This is a genomic window from Raoultibacter massiliensis (assembly GCF_900199545.1).
In the GTDB taxonomy this organism is placed as follows: domain Bacteria; phylum Actinomycetota; class Coriobacteriia; order Coriobacteriales; family Eggerthellaceae; genus Raoultibacter; species Raoultibacter massiliensis.
On record NZ_LT962671.1, the window covers coordinates 1,308,223 to 1,327,874 of the forward strand.

Consider the following 19,652-nt stretch of genomic DNA (forward strand, 5'->3'; position numbering starts at 1 on the left):
CGCGATTGCGGCGAAAGGCCGCAAAGAAGAAGAGAAATTACGGGTAAAGCGCCTTTCGGCGGGAACGGCGCCCGCCCGAGGCGCAGTTCGGCCTGCGCCGCGAAGTCCAGGGCCCTGGCACTGAAAAAGCCTCCCGAAGGAGGCTTTTCAAAATTTAAATGGCGGGATGTACGAGACTCGAACTCGCGACCTCCGACGTGACAGGCCGGCGCTCTAACCAACTGAGCTAACACCCCGTGCTTTCGCAGCGAAGGATATATTACTGGTAAACCGAGGCGCGCGCAATACCCAATTTTAAAAACTTTGCGCACTCGAACCTCTCTCCACGGAAACGCTGCATCCCAGTACACGAACCGATGCGCTTTCCGACAGCAGGCCGCACAGCACGCATGGCAGGACGGACCGAACGCAATGCGGTACCTGCTGCGCCGCCTGCGCGCGACGACGGCGCAGGCGCTACACCGCCCGCTGCTCGACGCGCGTGATGGAAAGCGCGTAGATGCCAGAATCGCCGTCAAGCATGTTCGCCAGCAGCACATCAGGGCGAAGGCTTCCGGTCGGCTTTGCATGCAGGGTGAACACGAGGATGTTCTTGTTCTGATCGATCTCCCCCACCAAGAATTCGGCGGGATCGAGAATCTTTTCCTTCTTTTTGCGCACCACCGTAATTTCATCGGGCACATCCAGGTGCTCCGGGGTATCGGAAAGCACGACGCGATACGTGCTTATCGGATAAGCGACCGAAGCAGCCAAATCGCGCGATCCGATATATTCGCACGAGGTCACCATGAGATCGGGCACGCTTGCCTCCATGAGCGCATCAGCCACCTTCTCGGGAGCGATGTAGCGCGTCATCTGCAAATCGAAGCACTCGCGCGTACCGCCGACGCCAACAGGCAGTGCAGCGCCGAAGGCAATCTTCATGTGGGGCGAAAATCCCTGCGAGATCGCATAGGGAAGCCCCGCGCGTCGCACGGCGCGCTCGAGGGCGCGAGCAACCTCGAGATGCGAAAGCATCGCGCAACGACCGCTTTTGCGGAAGTATACGCGCAGGCGGAAGTTCGACGGATCAGGCATGGCGAACCTCCCTCGTCACGATATCGGCATCGAGAACAGGGCAGGCGCCGCACGCCGTACAGGACGCAAACGAGCAGTCGGGCGTGGTTTCTTCCCTATCGGCGCGCTTCCGTTCGAGCCGCATGAACGCATTGCTGACACCGGTCGATACATGGCTCCATGGCATCACATAGGATAGATCGCAGGTGCGCTGCGCCACCGATACGGGATCGAACCCAAGCTCGTCGGACGCCGCATCCCACGCCGCCTGCGAAAAACTCTCCGACCAGGCGTCGAAACGCGCACCATGCTCCCATGCCCGCTCGACCCAATCGGCGCATTCGCGGCCTCCCCTGCTCATAACCGCCTCTATGAAGCTCGTCGAGGGATCGTGCCAGTGCACGTCGACCGCACGGTACTTGACCGACGAGCGCAGAAGATTCACGCGGCGCATCGCCTCTTCGGGCGCAATCTGCCCGTCCCACTGAAACGGCGTCTGCGCCTTGGGAACGAAGAGCGCGCACGATACGCTCATGCGCACGTGCCCGCGCTGCTCGGGCGGCACCGCTGCTTTCGCACGGTCGTAGGCGCGCTGCGCGAGGCTTGCAATGCCCTTGATGTCGTCATCGGTCTCGGTGGGAAGCCCGATCATGAAGTAGAGCTTGCAGCGCCGCCACCCCGCAGAGAACGCCGCGTCGATGGCGCTGAACAGATCGTCTTCGGTGACGTTTTTATTGATCACGTTGCGCAGCCGTTGCGTTCCCGCCTCGGGCGCGAAGGTAAGACCGCCCTTCTTCTGCCCCGCCACAAGGCCCGCCATGTCGACGCCGAACGAGTCGAGGCGCTGCGACGGGATGGAAATCCTGATGCCCTTGCCCTCGCAGGCGCGGTTGAGGCGCGTGAGGATTTCGGCAATCTGCGAATGGTCGGTCGATGAAAGCGACGTCAGGCTCACTTCGTCGTAACCCGTTTCCTCAAGGCCCTTTATCACCGACTCGACGATATTGTCGGCCGAACGCTCGCGCACAGGGCGATACATCATACCCGCCTGGCAGAAACGGCACCCGCGCGTGCAGCCGCGCAGGATTTCAACGTTGAGCCGATCGTGTACCGCTTCGGTAAACGGAACTATGCACGGCTCCCAAGCAGAGCTGTCGGAGAATCCGTCGAACAGGCGCTTGACGAACGTCGTCGGAAGACCCTCGCGTTTCGGGCGAATCCACGAACCCGTTCTCTGCGCCTCGTCTTCCGAAACCCAATCATAGAGCGAAGGCACGTAGCACCCCGGAAGCTCGGCGAGCCTGGCGAGAATCTCGCTTCTCGAAGCGCCCTGCTCCCTGAGCGAGCGGTGCAAAGCGAGCATCTCGGGAACCGACTCCTCGCCTTCCCCGATGGAGAAAGCGTCGAAGAAAGGGGCGTACGGTTCGGGGTTGAAGGCGCAGGGGCCGCCCGCAAACACAAGCGGATCCCCCTCGCTGCGATCGCTCGATCGCAGCGGGATGCCCGCAAGATCAAGCGTTTCGAGCACGTTGGTTGCCGCAAGCTCGTGCGGCAACGTGATGCCCACCGCATCGAACTCCGAAAGAGGCGCACAGCTCTCGAGGGAAAAGAGCGGGAGCTCTTTTTGCCGCATCAGATCGCAGAACTCGGGGGCGGGCAGAAACGCGCGCTCGGCAGCCATGCCATCGCATTCGTTCACGGCGTTGCATAGAATGCGAACCGCCTGGTTCGCCTGTCCGAGCTCGTAGGTATCGGGATACACCATGCAGAAGCGATACGGTTCGTCCGGCTTGTACGTGCAGCCCCATTCGTGGTTGATGTAGCGTGCCGGACGCTCGGCATCGCCAAGCAGCGCCGCCAGGCGCGGCCAGAGGTCGGTCATGCGCGCGAGCCCCTTCCGAAACGGTTCGACACCGAAGCGCTCAATCGGTTCGCAGCGCTCGTCACCGCTTTCGCGGCGGGCTTCGGAACCGCTCCCGCAGAAGCGGCGGCGCCCACCGCCGATGCCGCAACCGAGGAGGCAGCGGGAACGGCGTTGCTCGCCGCGGCACTGGCCGCATGGCCCACCTTCGCTGCGGCAGCCCTGGCCGCTGCAGCAACGCTCGGCTGTTTGCGAGCGGAATCGGCAACCAAAACCACCTTGTCGCGCGCACGGCCCACCACTTCGGCGAGATGGTCGATCTTGCCGTCGCCCTCGAAGTATTCGATGGCGGCCCGCCCCATGGCAACGGTGCCGCTGTACCCGATAGCAGCCTTGATCGCCCAGCCGAGAGCCGGAACGAAAGCGACGAGCTGGCGGGCGACGGCACGGCACGCGAAAGCTCCACCGACCACCGCCGCAAGCTCCTTGACGCGCTCGACGGCCATGGGCTGGCCGTACGCAGCCGCAATCTGCAGCAGCATCTTCGCCTGGTTGAGCGTCATGATGGGAAGATCGGCGCCCGGCAGTATCACCACAAGGCCGATGCCGGCGTTTTGCACGGCCGTCGCGTTGACGGCCTCGAGCGAAAGCGGCTTGCGCACGAACCGGAACGCAAGGGCGAAGGCAAGGCGCTTCTCACGGCACGCCTCGATGACCCACTCCCCCATACGCTTGTTGAGGGAAAGCGCGCCGTCGATCGTCAGAGAATACGGCTCGTTCGCGCTTCCCGCCTGTTCGGGCAGCGCGAGCACGTCATCGATGGCAGGCGCAACCAGATCGTCTTCCAAAATGGGATGCCCGCTCGCCTCGGCGATTTCAGCCGCAAGCCCGGGAAGCGTCGTCACGACCATGACGGGAACGCCCGCCGCGCGAATGTCGGCCGCATAGGCGCCGACATGCTCGTCAAGCCCCGCCACGATCACCGCCATATCGGCATCGGGCGCCGCAACCACAGGGAAACTCGGGAAGTACACCATGCTTACGCGGGCATGCGCGCTCGCGCTTGCGAACGCCTGACGCACGTGAGCCTGCACATCGCCAGGTGCCGTCTCGTCCATGTAGATGCTCACCGAAATCGGCGTGGCGCGGGCCTCGTCGATGTTGGTAGCCTCGTCGATGACGGCTTTGATATCCACGGGGATCTGCATAGTGCCTCCTATCTAGCGGCCGTTATGGGCCCACACGGACCCGATGAGCCCGAGGAGCATGAAGTTCATCACCATGCCCGTCGATCCGTAGCTCATAAACGGCAGGGGTATGCCTGTAATCGGCATGAGACCGAGTGTCATGCCGATGTTTTCAAGAATTTGGAACAACCACATGCCGACGACGCACATGACGATAACCGTCCCGAACAAATCGGACGCGGAGCCGGCAATTCGGAAGCATAGCAAAACGAGTGCGGCGTAGAGCGCAAGCAGCACCATTACACCGAAAAACCCGAGTTGTTCTGCCAAGACGCAGAATATGAAATCGGTCGGCGCCTCGGGCAGGAAGCCGAGCGTCGCCTGCGTCGCGTTGAACAGCCCTTTGCCGAACAGGCCACCCGACCCGATGGCGACCTGCGCCTGCTTGAGATTCCATCCCTCGTCGGAAAGGTTCACGCTGTCGTGTTCGAGAAACACGAGCAGGCGGTTGCGCTGATACTGCTTGAGCAGCTTGTACTCGCCTGTCGTATCGAAGATCACCTGATCGACGGCGAACACGGCCGCAATGGCGGCAATGCCCGCGACAAGCGTGATCAGGAGGAACTTCGGCCGAGCCCCGCCGACCACGAGCGCGACCGCCGTGATGAAAAGGTACACGAGGCCGGTTCCGAGATCGGGCTGCGTCATGATGCAGAGAAACGGCACGAGCATGATGCCGAGCGCTTTGAGGTACTCGCGAACATCGTCGAGCCTTCCGCCGTAACGCGAGACGACGCTTGCGGCTAGCAGGATAACGGTGATCTTGGCGAACTCGCCGGGCTGCACCTGTATGCCGACCTTGATCCACGATTGGGCGCCCATGCCCGCATCGGTGCCGAGACCGGGAATGTGGGGCGAAAGAATAAGCGCGACGCTGACGACTAGAAGAACCGTCGTGAAATCGGAAAGGTTGCGGTAGTCGAAGCGCGCGATGACGATCATGATCACGGCGCCTATGGCAACGCAGGCAAGCTGGCGTGAGAAGCTGTAATCCGCGTTACCGAGCACCGCCGTATAGACGATGATCAAACCGTATCCCACAAGCAGGGAAACGACGATGAGGAACGGCAGGTTGATATACTTGAAGCGACGGGGTTTCGTGGCGTCGACGACGGCTCTGTCGGGCGCTTTGACCGATTGTATTTGCGGCAACTGAGGCATCGGCGCTCCTAGTCCGTTCTTCCCGAGCCGTCGCTCTTAAGCGGCAGCGGTATGTACTTGCCCGACGATGCGGCGATGACGCCCACGGTCGGGTCGAGCTCGCCGGCGTCGGCCGCAAGGACGGTCGCCATGATCTCAACGCCGAGCGGTGCGGCGACTTCACTGCCTCCCCCGCCGTGGTTCACCTGGCAGGCAACCACGTACTTCGGATCGTCGAAGGGGGCGTAGCATACGAACCAGGCCGATTCGTTCTTGCCGTCTGAGTACTCCGCCGTACCCGTTTTGGCCGCCGCATCGATGCCGTGCTCGCCGAACAGCTTTGCCACGCTCTCGTTTTCGGTTGCAACGCCATGGAGCGCGTCTCGCATGACCTCGAGATTCTCGGGAGGCACGTCGGGCACCCCCATGATCTCGGGCTCGTACGAAACAACTACTTCACCCGAAGAGTTGCGGGCTTCCTTGAACAGGTGGGGCCGCATGAGGTTGCCGGTCGCAATCGCGCCGTAGGCAACGGCCACCTGCAGCGGCGTGACGAGCACGTCGCCCTGGCCGATGACCATGTTGGTAAGATCGCCGCCCATCCACTGCTGCGCTTCGGGCACATCCGCCCAATGCTCGGCTTTCCATTGGGGCGTCGGGATGCGTCCCGCCGCTTCGGAAGGGATGTCGATACCCGTCGTTTTTCCGAACCCGTACTTTTCCACGTACTCCTGCATGGCGGTATCGCTGATCGTGCCTCCCTGCGAGGCGCCCGCCTGAAAGAAGCTCTTGCCAATCTCGTAAAACACCGTATCGCATGACTCCACAATGCCTTCCCTGAAGCCAATGGCCCCATGGCCGGTTCGCAACCAGCACTTCTGGGGAGCGCCCGTATTGAAACCGTCCCACGAGCCCGTGCAATCCCAGCTTCTGCCTGTATCGGCGAACCCGTACGCGAGTCCGGCAAGGCCCGTGAACGCCTTGAACGTCGAAGCCGCCGCGTAGTTCCCCGCGATCACGCGGTTGAGAAGCGGCTGGAATTCCGAATCCTGAGTGTACAGGCTCCACATATCCTCCCCGATGCCGCCGACGAACACCTCGGGCGAATAGGTGGGATAGCTTGCCATCGCAACGATGGCGCCGTCGCGCACGTCCATGACGACGGCCGAAGCCGAATCTCCTTTGCCGGTTCCGATCGTGCCGTCAGTGGGCGCCACGAGATCGGCGAGCATCTGGTCGATCTTGTACTGGACGGGCGCTTTGATGGTGAGGTAGATATCGTTGCCCTTCTCTGGATCGGTTTCGCTCACCACCCGCTGAACCGAACCGTCGGCAGCGGCGACCAGCACGCGTTGGCCGTGCGTGCCGGCAAGCAAGCGCTCGTAGCCCGCCTCCACGCCCGATTTGCCCACCACATCGCCCATTTCGAGCTCTGCACCGTCGATCGGGGTCTCGAGGTCTTTGTCGTCGGCGGTGCTGGCATAGCCGAGGGCATGGGCGGCAAGTGCGCCCCATGGATACTCGCGCACCGAACGCTCCTGCGTGGTTACGCCGGGAAAAGCCTCCAAATGCTCGGATATATAGGCGATGCCGCGAAGATCGACATCGCTTGCGACCACGCGCTGGCTCTGCGCGCCGGTCTTGGCATCCTGGATGCGGTAGCGCACGATGTTATGGGGAATGCCCAAAACCGCAGACAGGCGCTGCACGACCGTGCGGTCGTCGGCCACCTCCACATCGGCCAGCACCGTCAAGGATTTGCGGTTGCGCACGAGTTCGATGCCATCGGCATCGTAGATGTAGCCGCGAGGCGCCGGCGTCGAAACGGTCTTGTACTGGTTCTCGTCTGCTTCCTGGCGATACTGCCCGGCATTGACCACCTGCAAATCCCAGGCCTTCACGGCAAGCGATCCGAATATGCCCGCCGCAAGCACGCCCATGGCGATGAAGCGGGACTTAAGCGTTTCGCCCAGGTTGGTCGCAGAGGTCTGCGGCGCGTTGACCCGCGCATCGGCGCGTCCCCTGCCACCCTGTCGCCCACCGACTCCGACGGTGCCGATGGAGCGAACGTCCATGCGCTTGCTCGAAGCCTTGGGGGATTTCGTTCGGTTTCGCACGGTGAACGCCACGACGAGCGCGATGACGAGCACGACGATGGTGACGATGGTTGCAATGATCGCTGCTAGCATGGCCGGCCCCGATCATCGACGCTTCGACTTCGACGGCGGTCCCACAAGAGGGCCCGCCGTCGGAGCAGCGGTCGATTTGACGATGCGGCCCGCAGATGCGGCGGCGCCCGTCTTGACGATGCGGCCAGCAGAGGGAACGGCGCGCCCCAAAGGCGATTCGGAGACGACGAACCGCAGTGCAAGCGGGTAGAAGACAAGCGCGGCAACGCAATCGTAGAGCGCACAGGGAAGAGCGCGCTGCAAAAACGCCGTGCCCACCCCCGATACCAGCCCGAGGCCGGAGAGGATCATCGTATAGAGCAGTTCGATGGCAAGCATCGACACCACGAGAATCACGATCGGCATGAACAGCGATTCGTTGTCGAGGATCATGAAGGCCCGCGACGCCGCAAACGCAGCCAGCACGAACAGCAGCGCCATAGCTCCCACGGGGCCGAAGCCGATCAAGTCGTAGACGAGCCCCAATGCGAATGCGAGGACGAGCGTCGAATTCGCCGGCCGCACGATGGCGACCGCAAGGACGTAAGCTGCCGGGAAATTCGGCATGGCAGAGGCGATTGCGATGTTCGGCGCGATGACAAGCTGGGCAAGTACCGCTATCACGGCGCCAACGATCACCGCAAGAGTATCACGATTCATTGCCGGCATCTCCTTCCGGGTCGGTTGAAGACGGATCTTCCCCGCTTCCGTCTCCTCCATCATCCCCAGAAGTCCCCGCACTCCCCGAAGCGTCGGAACCGCCCGCTCCGTTCGATCCGGCGGCGTTGGAGCCAGACGCCGAAGCGCCCGCCTGCGCATTGGGATCTTTGAACGTGCTCGATGCCGCCCCCTCGGACTGCATGCTCAAAACAACGAGCACTTCCTGCAAAAGACCTCCATCGCCGCTTTGGGCTACCACCGCGCGCATCGTCGATCCGCTCGCATTGCGCTCGACTTTCGTAACCGTGCCTATCACAAGGCCCTTGAAATAGCTGCCGCCGATGCCCGATGTTATAACGACGTCGCCCTCGTTCACCATCGCATCCGCCGCCATATCCTCGAAATACAGGACGCCTTCGACCGAGCCGCGAACGATGCCCTCGATATTGCCGGATCGCACCATGGCGGAAGCCCCGCTTTGCGCATCCTGTACGAGACGCACCTTCGCCGTTTCGGAGGTCGTCGAAACGACCATGCCGACCAAACCCGCCTGGCCCATGACGGGCATGCCGCTTTTCAGCCCGTCGTCGGAACCTCGGTCTATCGTGATCGACCGCTCCCATTCGCTGGAGCTCCGGCCGATCACGCGGGCTCCGAGCGATTCGAAGCCGTATGCCTCCTGCGCGTCGACAAGGGCCTGAAGGCGCTCCGACTCCTGCATGTACTCCTCGAGCCGAGCCACCCGCTCGCGAAGCTCTTGGTTTTCGGCCCGCAAGCCGCTGAGCGATGAGGCCGACGACGCATCGCCGTCGGATTCCGCCTCCTCGGCGCTCGGCGCATTCGCGCCTTCGGACTGCGCACCTATGACGACATGGACATCCTGCATCAGGGCGACCTCGCCGTTCGGCGCCACGGTCGCGCGGACGGTCGCGCCGTTCGCGTTCTTCTCAACGCCGGTAACCGTGCCGATGATGATGCCCCGCGCCGCCATGCCGTCAAGACCCGACGACACGATCACGTCGCCTTCCTCCACCGTCGCATCGGACGCCATGTTCTCGAAGTGCAGCGCTCCCCCAATGGAGCCACGCACGGATCCCTCGACCCGGCTCGATTGAACCATGGCCGAAACGGAGCTCTGCGCATCCTTCACCAGACGGACGTCCGCCGTCGACGCCGTCGTCGAGACGACGGTGCCGATAAGACCCGATTGCCCCGTTACGGCATAGCCGCTTTCGATGCCGGCATCCGAACCCTTGTCGATCGTGACGATCCGATTCCAAGCATCGGCGCTTCTTCCGATCACGCGGGCCCCGACCGATGCCGAGCCGTAGACGTCGCGCAAGTCGAGCACCTCTTGCAGCGCCTGGTCTTCCTGCACGTACCGTTCGAGCTGCCCGGCGCGCTCGGAGAGCTCAAGGTTCTGTTCGCGCAAGGCCTCCCTGGCCGATTCGGATGCGGTCGCATCGCCGATGGCGGTGCCTGCCGACGAGATGAGCGAGCCGCCGAACGAGCCGACGAACTTGAATGGCGCAACGATGCCCGACACGGCGTTCTGCACGGAGTGCATCGTGCCGTCCTCATCCTCCCGCGCATAGAGAACCACGCAGGCGAGCGAGAGCGCTAAAAGAACAATCAGCAGCACAGGGCCGCCGATTGAAAAAGGTTTTCTCTGCTGGTTGAGAGCCACGAGGTGCGTCGCACCGCCTTATTTCGATCGCATAAGGGTTTGTTTGAGGGCAGTCGGGGTCTCAAGCACCTTCAGGCATCCGGTAACGACGTTGGTGAGGGCCGTTTCGCTCACCCAAACGGGAATCTCGAGCTTATCGGTCAAGTAGCGGTCGAGGCCCGAAAGCAGGCCGCCGCCGCCCGTAAGCAAAATGCCGTTCTGAATGATATCCGACGCAAGGTCGGGATTCGTTTTCTTGAACGTTTCCTTGATGTGCACGACCATCTCGTCGATGGGCGCCTGCAATGCGGCGCGCACGTCTTCCGATTGGATCGTGACTTCCTTGGGTTGTTCGGTTACCACATCCTGCCCCGAAATGATCATGTCGCGCTCGCGCCCGTCCTCGAACGGGAGGATGGAGCCGATCTTGATCTTGATGACCTCGGCCGTGCGCTCGCCGATCTTGATGCCCAGCAGATCGCGCAGATGCACGGCGATCGCCTCGTCCATGCGGTTGCCCGCCAGACGCAGAGACGACGACGTTACGATGCCGCCGAGCGAGATAACCGCCACCTCGGTGGTTCCGCCGCCAATGTCGACGACCATGGAGCCCGTCGGTTCGGTCACCGGAAGATCGGCGCCCATCGCCGCAGCCATGGGCTCCTCGATAAGGTACGCCTGTCGAGCACCGGCCTGGATGGCCGCCTCGAAAACGGCGCGCTTCTCAACGGACGTCGCACCGCACGGAATGCAGATGACGATACGCGGCTTGGCCTGCCATGGGTACTTGCGCGCCGACGCCTTGCTGATGAACGCCGACAGCATGGCTTCGGTCACATCGTAATCGGCGATCACGCCGTCGCGCAGCGGATGCTCCGCCGAAAACGCGTCGGGCGTATGGTTGATCATGTTCTTCGCTTCGTGGCCGACCGCTAAAACGCGATGCGTGCTCTTCTCGATGGCAACAACCGAGGGCTCGTTGATAACGATACCCTCGCCCTTTATGGCGACCAGCGTATTGGCAGTCCCGAGGTCGATGGCCATGTCGGACGACATCTGGCCCCCGAACCCCGAAAACATATCGAAAATGGACATAAAGGCTAACCCCTTTATCAACTTCAAACATGCGAACCTGCATTTTAACACAGGGGTCGATGCGCAGGCGAAAATCCACAGGCGGTACATGCTGCGATTGAATCAGGCGAACGCGAACGGGGTCTTTGCCCAGATGGGCAAAGACCCCGCAATCATCCCGCTTCGGAACAGATGCTAATGCACGCTGCAGGACAGGCACGGATCGTATGCCCGCACGAGCTTTTCTATCTCGAGCCTGATCGCATCCTCAGAACGCCCCTCGCCTGCGAGTTTTTCCGCAAGCAGGCGCATATCCGCTTCGAGGTTCGCGACGTTTTGAGCGGTCGGCGTCATGATGGAAGCGCGCACGACCCTGCCCTTTCCATCAAGCGTGAGGTCATGGAACAGCGCGCCGCGAGGAGCTTCGGTGAACCCGACGCCGCGCCCGGCTTTCACCTCGAACGCAACCGGAGAGCTCGACCCCGGTATCTCATCGGCGGCGAGTTTGCGACAGATGCCCGCGCATCGGTCGAGCGCATCGACGAGCTCGACCGCCTGCGCGACGTTGTTCATGAAAGGGTTCAGCTCGGGCGGGCGGAGGCCCGCTTTCGCAGCGGCGACTTTCGCTCGCGAACTCAGATGCGCCCACGACGCGTTGATTCGGGCAAGCGCCGCGGTCATGTAAGGGGAGCCCGTCTCGCGGACCCGCGCGAACAATGCACCCGAGTGGGGCACGGCGTATTCCTCGATGCACTCGTCGACATCGTTCGCATCGAACTCGATGCCCGCCTTGAGGAAGCGCGCGGTATCGGCGCACTCGATCGGATAATAGCCTTCCATAACCATGGCCAGCATGTCGCCGTCGGTAGCGATGTCGGGAACCTCGAAAGAATCGAACAGATCGACCGTCTTGAGCACGAACGGGATCATCGACTCCATCTTGTCGGCAAGCTCGAGGTATTCGCCCGCACCGATCTCATAGGTGAACCCGCCGACGACCGCCGTAATGGGATGAACGCTCCTGCCGCCCACCTTCGTGCAGAGCTCGTTTCCGAGCGCCTTCAGGGCAAGAGCCTGCTCGAAGAGCGCCGGATCGCTTTCAGCCAGCGGGAACACGCTTGGCAGGCCCACGAAATCGGGAGCCGCGAACACGAACAGATGCGTCGCATGGTTCTGCAGATACGATCCGTAGATAAGCAGCTCGCGCAGCGCGCGGGTCCGCTCGGTCGGCTCGACCCCGAAGATGCGCTCGATGGCCTTGAGATCGGTGACCACGTGACTTGCAGAGCAGATGCCGCAGATGCGCGACGAGATGTAGGACACCTCGGAGTACGAGCGGCCCCGCACCATGCTTTCGAACAAGCGAGCCGGTTCGACGACGTTCATCTCGACTGTTTCCACGGCACCGTCTTTGATGACCACGTGCACGTTGCCGTGGCCCTCGACGCGGGCGATATGATCGACCTGTATTGAGGTTTTCGTCATTGCTGCCTAGTCCTTCGCTTTCAAGACGGGATTCGTCTGGTTGAACATCTCGAGCGCCTTGTCGAACGCCTCGACCGACACGCCGTAGCGAGCCACCGACTCGCGCGCCGATTCGAGGTTCGCATCGGGCGAGATGCCCCGGCACCCGTTGCACGGGCGTCCCAAATTCACGCAGCGCGCGCCGCAACCGGCCAGCGTCACGAGCCCGAGACACAGCGTGCCCTCGCCGTAGAAGCAGCCCGTTTCGTTGCGCTTGCAATCTCCGCACATCGTGCGAGTCGTCTGCGTCGCGTTCGATCCGTACAAGGCGCGGGTAAGCGTCTCGATGAACTCGAACGGGTCGATCGGGCAACACGGCACACGATACTCGACGTCGATGACGCTCGGTACCGATCGCGGGGCTATCATACCGCCGCACGCCTCGGGAACCTCGTCGTACACCTCGGTCGGACGCATGAGGTGATGAGCCGCCGCCATGCCGGGAATGCCCGCCGTGTTGGCGCACGCCCCTATGGCGATGACCGCCTTGGCTTTCGCGCGCAGCTCGCGCACGAGCGCCTCGGATTCTTCGGTGGTGACCGCGCCCTCGATGATGGCAACGTCGAAGCCGTCCGGCATCGGCTCGCTCGAAGCAAGCTGCCAGTAGGTGAGATCTATCTGCCCGAGCACGTCGAGCAGATGGGATTCGACGTTGGTTATTTGCAGCTGGCAGCCGAAGCAGCTGGCCAAACCCACGATTACCACGCGAGGCGGCGTGGGCTTCTCGTCGCAGGCTATGCAGTTAGCGCACATATTACATCGACCCCTGGATATTCTTCGCTTCCCAATAATTGAACACCGGCCCGTCGATGCAGACGTACTGGTGTCCGATCTGGCAGTGGCCGCACTTGCCCATGCCGCACTTCATGTGACGCTCGAAGCTCACGTAGATATGATCGTAGCTGATGCCTTTCTTGCGCATCTCGTCGATGACGAAACGATACATCACCGGCGGACCGCAAATGGCACCGAACGTATTGCCGGCGTCGAGTTCGAGATGCTCGAACGGCTTGGTCACAAGGCCCACTTCCCCATCCCATGTGTCGTCGGGCACATCGACGGTCAGGTACAGGTCGAAATCCTTGCGATGGCGCCACATCTCGAACTGATCGCGAAACATCACTTCGCTCGGGTTCTTCGCCCCGTAGATGATCGTAACCTTGCCGAACTCGCTGCGCTCGTCGTGGATGTTGTTGATGAGCGAACGCAAAGGCGCGATGCCGAGGCCGCCCGCAACGCAGAGGATGTCGTGACCCTTCATCTCCTCGAAGGGAAAGCCGCGTCCGAACGGACCGCGCAGTCCGACGATATCGCCGCACTGCATCTTGTGGAGCACTTCGGTGAACTCGCCGGTGCGCCGCACGCACAGCTCGATGAAACCCTGCTTTGAGGGCGATCCCGAGATGGAGATGGGCGCCTCGCCCACACCGAAGATGCTCACCTCGACGAACTGCCCGGGCTCGTGGCGAAACGCCTCGCGGACCCGCTCGTCGATGAGGCGGAACTCGAAGAGCTTCTCGGTGGGCGTGATCTCGATGATCGAGGTGATGCGCGCAGGCCAGGGCCTGTAGGGATTCGCCGCCATCATCTCTTCGCCCGTCAGAGGCCGCGCATAGTCGGAAACGGGAGATACATGAACGGTGTTCGCCGCACAGCTATTCGCCATCTTCGGCCCCCTTCCTCTCGAAGAACTTGAGCACCTCGATCGGGTTGATGTTGGCCTTGCACGCCTTCACGCACCTGCCGCAGCCCACGCAGAGCATGCGGTCGTGGTTGGCAAGAAATCCGTTGAGCTTGTGATACATCCGATGACGCACGCGATTGCGCCCGTTTTCGCGGAAGTTGTGACCGCCTGCGACCAGCGCGAACTGAGGAGCCGTGCAAGCATCCCAGGTGCGCTCGCGCCTGCCGGTCTTCCCACTGGGATCGAGCGTGTCGCGGATGTCGAAGCAAAAGCACGTGGGGCACACCGCCGAACACGCCGTGCACGAAAGGCACCGGCCGCCGAGCTCTTCCCAATACGGATCCTTATGGAAGGCGTCCATGAGCATGGCGACTTCCTGGATATCGGGGACATCGCGGTTGAAGCTTTCCTGGCGCTTGCGGGTGGCGTGACGGAATTCGATGCGGTCTTCGTCGGTTGCCACGCGCGGGTTGCACGCGGCCTCGAGGATGTTCGCCGCTTCAACGCTCGATATGCTCACGAGGTATTTGCCGCCGATATCCTGCAAGAACAGATCGTAGCCGAAACGCGCCTCATCGCTGCCCCACAGGTCGCAGAAGCAGTGTTCGCCTGGCATGCAGGAGATCCCCACGATCAGCGTTGCCTCGCGACGGGCGGTGTAGTACGGATCGGGGTATTTGCCGTCTTTGAACACGAGGTCAAGGCGGTTGATGGCATTGATGTCGCACGCGTGCGCCCCGAAGATGACGCGCGGCGTTATCTCGACGGTGTAATCGGTCACCTCGTTTACGGTCGCATCGAATTCGAACAGCGTCTCCGTCTGCGGAAGGAAGTACTTTTTCGGCGAGACGATCGTCGTATCGTAATCGAGTGCTATCTCATCGGGGCTTTCGATCGCATCAAACACGTAGCCCCGGCCTCGCTTGACCGGAGCTACGACTTCATACGAATCCATGAAAGCCTGAATGAGTGAGGGAAGCTCTGTCGCGTCGATAACACGATATAGCATGCACCTGCTCCTCTTCTTTCAAAACCCGTTTATGGATAAACGGTCCCGTCTGCGCAGGTCCGATTGGCTTATGCGAAGAAAATGCCCATCTCGCGCTCAGCCGACTCGGGCGAGTCAGAACCATGAATGACATTTTCGTCCATAACAAGGCCGAAATCGCCGCGAATCGTGCCGGGGGCCGCATCCGCGGGATTAGTGGCACCCATGAGCGAACGGCATTTCGCCACGGCGCCGTCGCCGGAGATGATCATCTTGACGACCGGGCCCGACGTGATGTATTCGATAAGGCCGTTGTAGAACGGCTTGCCCTCATGCTCGGCGTAGTTTGCAGCCGCCTGCTCGGGGGTCACCATGCCGAGCTCCATGCGCTCGACCGCAAGGCCAGCGCGCTCGAAGCGGTTGACGATCTCGCCGATATGCTTGTTCTTCACGCCATCGGGCTTGATCATGATGTAGGTCTTCTGTACTGCCATGTTCTTCCTTTCGAATGATGCTTCGGGCTTTCGTTCACACGACGCGGTTCCCCGGCGTCGCAAGACTATGGGGTCAGGCGAGAAGGCGGAGACGCCCGCACACGGCGGCCCCGCCTTTCCGTTACTGGTTTTGAGATGCGAAATACAGCTCGACGTTGGAAATCTTCCAGCCGATGGCATCGCGCACAAGCGATACCTCGTACTGCACATCGCCGCCTTCGGCTGTTTTAGCCGTCACGTAGGCGGTCGACTCGCTCATGGATTTGTTGATGCCGTCGATGGTTGCACCCGAATCCTGCGTGACCAGGGCGACCATGGATTGCACCTTTTCTTCGCTCAAATCCTTCGCAAACGCCGATGACGATGCGGCCGAAGGATCGGCGAACAGCTCTTCGATCACGGTTTCCTGGCTCGGGAAGCCGTATCCCTGCGTAAACAGGAACACGCCCGCCGCAAGGACGATCAGGATGAGCGCGATGAAGAACACGAGGATCTTCAAACCGACGTTGCGGCGCTTGCGATCCTGTTTGGCAAGGCCCTTCGACCACTGCTCGAGCTCTTCGTCGCTCGCGTTGAAGAAACGATCGTCGGGCGCATAACCGGGCATCACTTCGGCACCGTAGGGCTGCTCGTTGTAATAGTAGGCATCCTGCGGGGCGGCGCCGTAGGCATACGGGTCGTCGACGGGATATGCAGGCGTTCCGTCGGCGGGAACGTCGAGTCCCGACATGTCCGCGCCGATCGGCGACATGATGGCAGTCATCTCGGAGGTGCCGCTTGCAACCTGGCCGACCGCGCGCTGGTAATCGACATTGGCCGAATCGCTCAGGAAATAAGTCTTGTCGGCAAGAGCCGATTCGAAAGCCGTAACCGCCTTTTGCATCTGCCCGCAGGCGACATACGCCTGGCCGAGGTTTGCGAACAGCTTGTTCTTCGTTGCCGCAGGCATGTCGAACTGCAAAGCGCTCTCGTAGGATGTCACCGCGTCGGCGGGACGGTCGAGAGCCATGAAGCAGATGCCGAGGTTCAGAAGTGCTTTCGTCGGATCGGGGTTGCCCTCGTCGAGCGCGGCTTGGCGAAACGCTACGCCGGCTTCAGCCGATTTGCCGAGCTTGAGAAGCGCGCTTCCCATCGCGGAATACGCTTTGTACGGGGTGTCGTACTTGGCATCGGAAACAGAGATTTCGAAATGCCTGACCGCATCCTCGTAATCATGGAGAGCGGCATATGCCATGCCAAGGTTGTAGTTGACCGCGCCAACCGCGTCGTACGTCGAATCGGCAGTCGCCTGGGTGTAGGCATGAAGAGCTTCGTTGTAGTCATCCAGCTTGACAAGGCAGTTGCCTATCTGATGGTACAGAAGGCCCATCTCCCCCGGCGCCAGCGGATGGCTGACATCCTGCAAACACTGAGTGTAGGCGCCGAGCGCCGCCTCGTAGTTCTTGGAGGCGTACGCAGATCGAGCCTGCTGGAAAATCTGGTTGTTCATCTGCTTCCTTTGAGTGTCGTTTGTTCGAGCCGCCGAGCAAGCCGGTCTTACGCGTTGGCGTTCTCGATTTCGATGCCCTCGATCACATCGCCCACACGCAGCTGAGCGATAACGTCTTTGCCTTCGATGGTCTGCCCGAACACGGTGTAGCCCGAGTCGAGCGAATGCTGCGGCCCGAGGCACAGATAGAACTGCGACCCTGCGGAGTTCGGATCCTGAGAGCGGGCCATGGCAAGCGCGCCATCCTCATGGACGTTATTGGGGTTGGTGGAGAACTCCTCTTTGATGGAATAGCCGGGGTTGCCCGTGCCGAGTCCCGCAAACGGGTTTCCCTCGGCGGCTTTCACCTGATCGGTATCCAGATCGCGCGTTTTGGGGCATCCGCCCTGAATCACGAAGCCGGGAACGTAACGGTGGAATTTCAGGTTGTCGTAAAAGCCCTTCTGCGCAAGCTCGACGAAATTGCCCACATGAATCGGAGCATCCTTACCCGCAAGCTGGACGCGGATATCGCCCTTGGATGTTTTGATGACGGCGATCTCCTCGCCTGAGGGCTGATACTCGGGAGTATATAACGCCATGGTATGGCTCCTTCTCACATCGCTTCGGTCCATGCGCGAACGATACCCCGTATCGGACGCAAGACCTTGGATTTCAACATACACGAAAGGAGATTTTAGCAGGTAAGTGCAGAACCTGTCCAAAAACCTTACATTTCGACTTCAAAACCACACCCGATCTTGAGGCAAAAGGTTTTGGCTAGACGCAACGGAGCGCTTCGGATGAGCCCTTCTCCCGAAAAATCGCCTGGAAATGGCGGTCAAGGCACGCTTCCGTCGAAAAAACGCGCCGTTTCAGACGTTTTCGAGCGCCCCTTGGCGGCTCGGCATTTCGCGACCTGCGCAAACGTCGGCAAGCGTTCAGGCAGAGCGCTGCGAAGGCGACAGAAGCTTGCATTGGCCGCCATACGAAAGCGCTTTTGCGGGTGAAGAACCCAGATGTTCGCAAAGAAGCAGGAGAATTGAACTGGTGCCCTTGACAGGATTCGAACCTGCGGCTTTCTGCTCCGGAGGCAGACGCTCTATCCCCTGAGCTACAAGGGCACGAGACCAGATTATACGCTATTATGTCCCAATCATAAAAACAAGTTTTAGAGAATTCACAGGACCCCATGGAAGAATTGATTCGCATCGAGCGACTGAGTTTCGGCAAGGATGCCATCGGGCATCGGGCGGACGGTAAAACCGTCTTCGTCGACGGAGGCGTACCGGGCGATGCGCTGCGGGTGACCATCGACGAGGAGAAGCCGAACTTCTGCCTTGCCCATATCGTCGAGGTGGTCGAAGCATCCCCCGACCGCGTGCAGGCGCCGTGCGTCTACGCAGGGATATGCGGAGGATGTCCCTGGCAGCACATCGCGTATGCCGCACAGCTTGAGGCAAAGCGCGCCAACGTGGTTTCGGCACTCGTGCGCACGGCGCACTTCAATGACCAAGCGGCCGAAGAGCTCGTATCCGCCTGCCTGCCGAGCAAACGGGAGATGGGCTATCGCAATAAAATCGAGCTTGGCGCCACCCGCGATAAAGCAGGGCGCTTCGAACTCGGTTTTCGCAAAGGCGAATCGCACGATCTCGCCATCGTCGATTCCTGCCCCGTCGCCCACGAAGCTCTCGCCAAAGCTCCAAAGGCGCTGCGGGGAGCGCTTCGCTACCTCCAGCGCTCCGAGGACCTCGGCATCTTCCGCGTGGGCATCCGTCACAGCTTGCGCACCCACGATTTGGAAATCGCGCTCTGGACGGCTCCGGGACCGTTTCCCCGCAAGGCGGTCGCAACCACGCTTGAAAGCGCCCTCAAGACAACAAGCGTAGTCAGAGTCATGGCCGATCCGGGCAAAACACGCAAGATCAAAGGAGTCGAAGCGCTCAGCGGAAAGGGCTTTTGGGAAGAGGAGCTTGCGGGAAGTCGGTTCAAAACGAGCGCCCCTTCGTTCTTCCAGGTTAACACCGCCCAGGCCGAAAAACTCGTCGCAACCGTCATCGACGGACTCGGCGATCTCGACGAAGCCGTCGTCGCCGATCTGTACGCGGGAGGCGGTACGTTCTCGATTCCCCTCGCCGAAGCGGGAGCCGACGTGCTCGCCGTGGAATCGGCATCGTCGTCGGTGAAGGACCTGCGGCGCAACGCCGATGCGAACGGCGTGTACGTCGAGGTCATCGGAGGCGATAGCGCCCGCGAGCTGCCGCTGCTCGGCGAGCTCGATGCGCTCGTGGTCGATCCGCCGCGTGCGGGCCTCGCCAAAGGCGTAGCCGAAAGCATTGCCGAGGCTGCGCCTGCACGCATTGCATACGTGAGCTGCGACGCCGCCACGTGGGCACGCGATGTCGCGCGCTTCCAGGCCGTCGGCTACGAGCCCGTTCGCGTGCAGCCGATAGACCTCTTCCCGCAGACCTACCACACCGAAATCGCAAGCATCTTCGAGCGCCGAAGCTAGGGATCGGCGCTCGAAAAACGCCGACCTTCGACCATGCGCCCGCAGCGAACATTATGGCAGACTGATTAACGCAGTCGTAGTACAATCGAGGCTCGAATAAAACCGAAGGG

At 61.4% G+C, this 19,652-nt stretch carries 16 protein-coding genes and 2 tRNA genes; 1 reads left to right on the top strand and 17 read right to left on the bottom strand.

Translation table 11 applies throughout. The features are described from left to right. Positions 1 to 159 precede the first annotated feature (159 nt). The 17 genes from C1719_RS09845 to C1719_RS09925 all read right to left on the bottom strand — a co-directional run bounded on the left by C1719_RS09845 (position 160) and on the right by C1719_RS09925 (position 18,154). Positions 160 to 236: transfer RNA gene (locus tag C1719_RS09845), tRNA-Asp, on the bottom strand. A gap of 220 nt (positions 237 to 456) precedes the next feature. Next, positions 457 to 1,077 (bottom strand): TIGR03936 family radical SAM-associated protein, encoded by a 621-nt coding sequence (locus tag C1719_RS09850; RefSeq protein ID WP_102374941.1) that lies wholly within the window; start codon positions 1,075 to 1,077, stop codon positions 457 to 459. After that, a complete protein-coding gene (locus C1719_RS09855) occupies positions 1,070 to 2,938 on the bottom strand; it encodes a TIGR03960 family B12-binding radical SAM protein (protein ID WP_102374942.1) in 1,869 nt (622 codons plus the stop codon). Before C1719_RS09855 ends, C1719_RS09850 begins: the two co-directional genes overlap by 8 nt. Next, entirely contained in the window at positions 2,935 to 4,125 is a 1,191-nt protein-coding gene (locus tag C1719_RS09860; RefSeq protein ID WP_102374943.1) for a hypothetical protein, read from the bottom strand. The genes C1719_RS09855 and C1719_RS09860 overlap by 4 nt, the downstream gene beginning before the upstream one ends. Before the next feature lie 12 nt (positions 4,126 to 4,137). Beyond that, complete coding sequence (locus C1719_RS09865; RefSeq protein WP_102374944.1) at positions 4,138 to 5,325, bottom strand: FtsW/RodA/SpoVE family cell cycle protein; 1,188 nt, start codon at positions 5,323 to 5,325, stop codon at positions 4,138 to 4,140. A gap of 8 nt (positions 5,326 to 5,333) precedes the next feature. Beyond that, a complete protein-coding gene (mrdA, locus tag C1719_RS09870; protein WP_102374945.1) occupies positions 5,334 to 7,493 on the bottom strand; it encodes a penicillin-binding protein 2 in 2,160 nt (719 codons plus the stop codon). A 12-nt stretch (positions 7,494 to 7,505) separates the two neighbouring features. Beyond that, the gene (gene mreD / locus C1719_RS09875) at positions 7,506 to 8,132 is read right to left on the bottom strand and encodes a rod shape-determining protein MreD (RefSeq protein WP_180963556.1); all 627 of its coding nucleotides are present in this window, start codon (positions 8,130 to 8,132) and stop codon (positions 7,506 to 7,508) included. Further along, complete coding sequence (gene mreC, locus C1719_RS09880) at positions 8,122 to 9,774, bottom strand: rod shape-determining protein MreC (RefSeq protein ID WP_245874481.1); 1,653 nt, start codon at positions 9,772 to 9,774, stop codon at positions 8,122 to 8,124. The genes mreD and mreC overlap by 11 nt, the downstream gene beginning before the upstream one ends. A gap of 63 nt (positions 9,775 to 9,837) precedes the next feature. Then, positions 9,838 to 10,893 (bottom strand): rod shape-determining protein, encoded by a 1,056-nt coding sequence (mreB, locus tag C1719_RS09885; protein ID WP_102374948.1) that lies wholly within the window; start codon positions 10,891 to 10,893, stop codon positions 9,838 to 9,840. A gap of 174 nt (positions 10,894 to 11,067) precedes the next feature. Continuing rightward, positions 11,068 to 12,357, bottom strand: coding sequence for a Ni/Fe hydrogenase subunit alpha (locus C1719_RS09890; protein ID WP_102374949.1), 1,290 nt, complete (start codon positions 12,355 to 12,357; stop codon positions 11,068 to 11,070). A 6-nt stretch (positions 12,358 to 12,363) separates the two neighbouring features. Next, positions 12,364 to 13,149 carry an NADH-quinone oxidoreductase subunit B family protein gene (locus C1719_RS09895; RefSeq protein ID WP_102374950.1) on the bottom strand — a complete coding sequence of 262 codons (786 nt, stop codon included), beginning with the start codon at positions 13,147 to 13,149 and terminating at the stop codon, positions 12,364 to 12,366. A 1-nt stretch (position 13,150) separates the two neighbouring features. Beyond that, positions 13,151 to 14,062, bottom strand: a complete 912-nt coding sequence (locus C1719_RS09900) for an FAD/NAD(P)-binding protein (RefSeq protein ID WP_102374951.1) — start codon at positions 14,060 to 14,062, stop codon at positions 13,151 to 13,153. After that, positions 14,052 to 15,089 carry a 4Fe-4S dicluster domain-containing protein gene (locus C1719_RS09905; protein WP_102374952.1) on the bottom strand — a complete coding sequence of 346 codons (1,038 nt, stop codon included), beginning with the start codon at positions 15,087 to 15,089 and terminating at the stop codon, positions 14,052 to 14,054. Before C1719_RS09905 ends, C1719_RS09900 begins: the two co-directional genes overlap by 11 nt. Before the next feature lie 68 nt (positions 15,090 to 15,157). Then, positions 15,158 to 15,562, bottom strand: a complete 405-nt coding sequence (ndk, locus tag C1719_RS09910; protein WP_102374953.1) for a nucleoside-diphosphate kinase — start codon at positions 15,560 to 15,562, stop codon at positions 15,158 to 15,160. A gap of 121 nt (positions 15,563 to 15,683) precedes the next feature. Next, positions 15,684 to 17,051, bottom strand: coding sequence for a tetratricopeptide repeat protein (locus C1719_RS09915; RefSeq protein ID WP_102374954.1), 1,368 nt, complete (start codon positions 17,049 to 17,051; stop codon positions 15,684 to 15,686). Between the two features lie 47 nt (positions 17,052 to 17,098). Further along, positions 17,099 to 17,632: a peptidylprolyl isomerase gene (locus C1719_RS09920; RefSeq protein ID WP_102374955.1), complete on the bottom strand. Its 534-nt coding sequence runs from the start codon at positions 17,630 to 17,632 to the stop codon at positions 17,099 to 17,101. 446 nt (positions 17,633 to 18,078) lie between these two features. After that, positions 18,079 to 18,154 (bottom strand) — tRNA-Arg (locus C1719_RS09925). Between the two features lie 68 nt (positions 18,155 to 18,222). Here C1719_RS09925 and rlmD point away from each other — a divergent pair. Beyond that, the gene (gene rlmD / locus C1719_RS09930; RefSeq protein WP_102374956.1) at positions 18,223 to 19,542 is read left to right on the top strand and encodes a 23S rRNA (uracil(1939)-C(5))-methyltransferase RlmD; all 1,320 of its coding nucleotides are present in this window, start codon (positions 18,223 to 18,225) and stop codon (positions 19,540 to 19,542) included. Positions 19,543 to 19,652 lie beyond the last annotated feature (110 nt).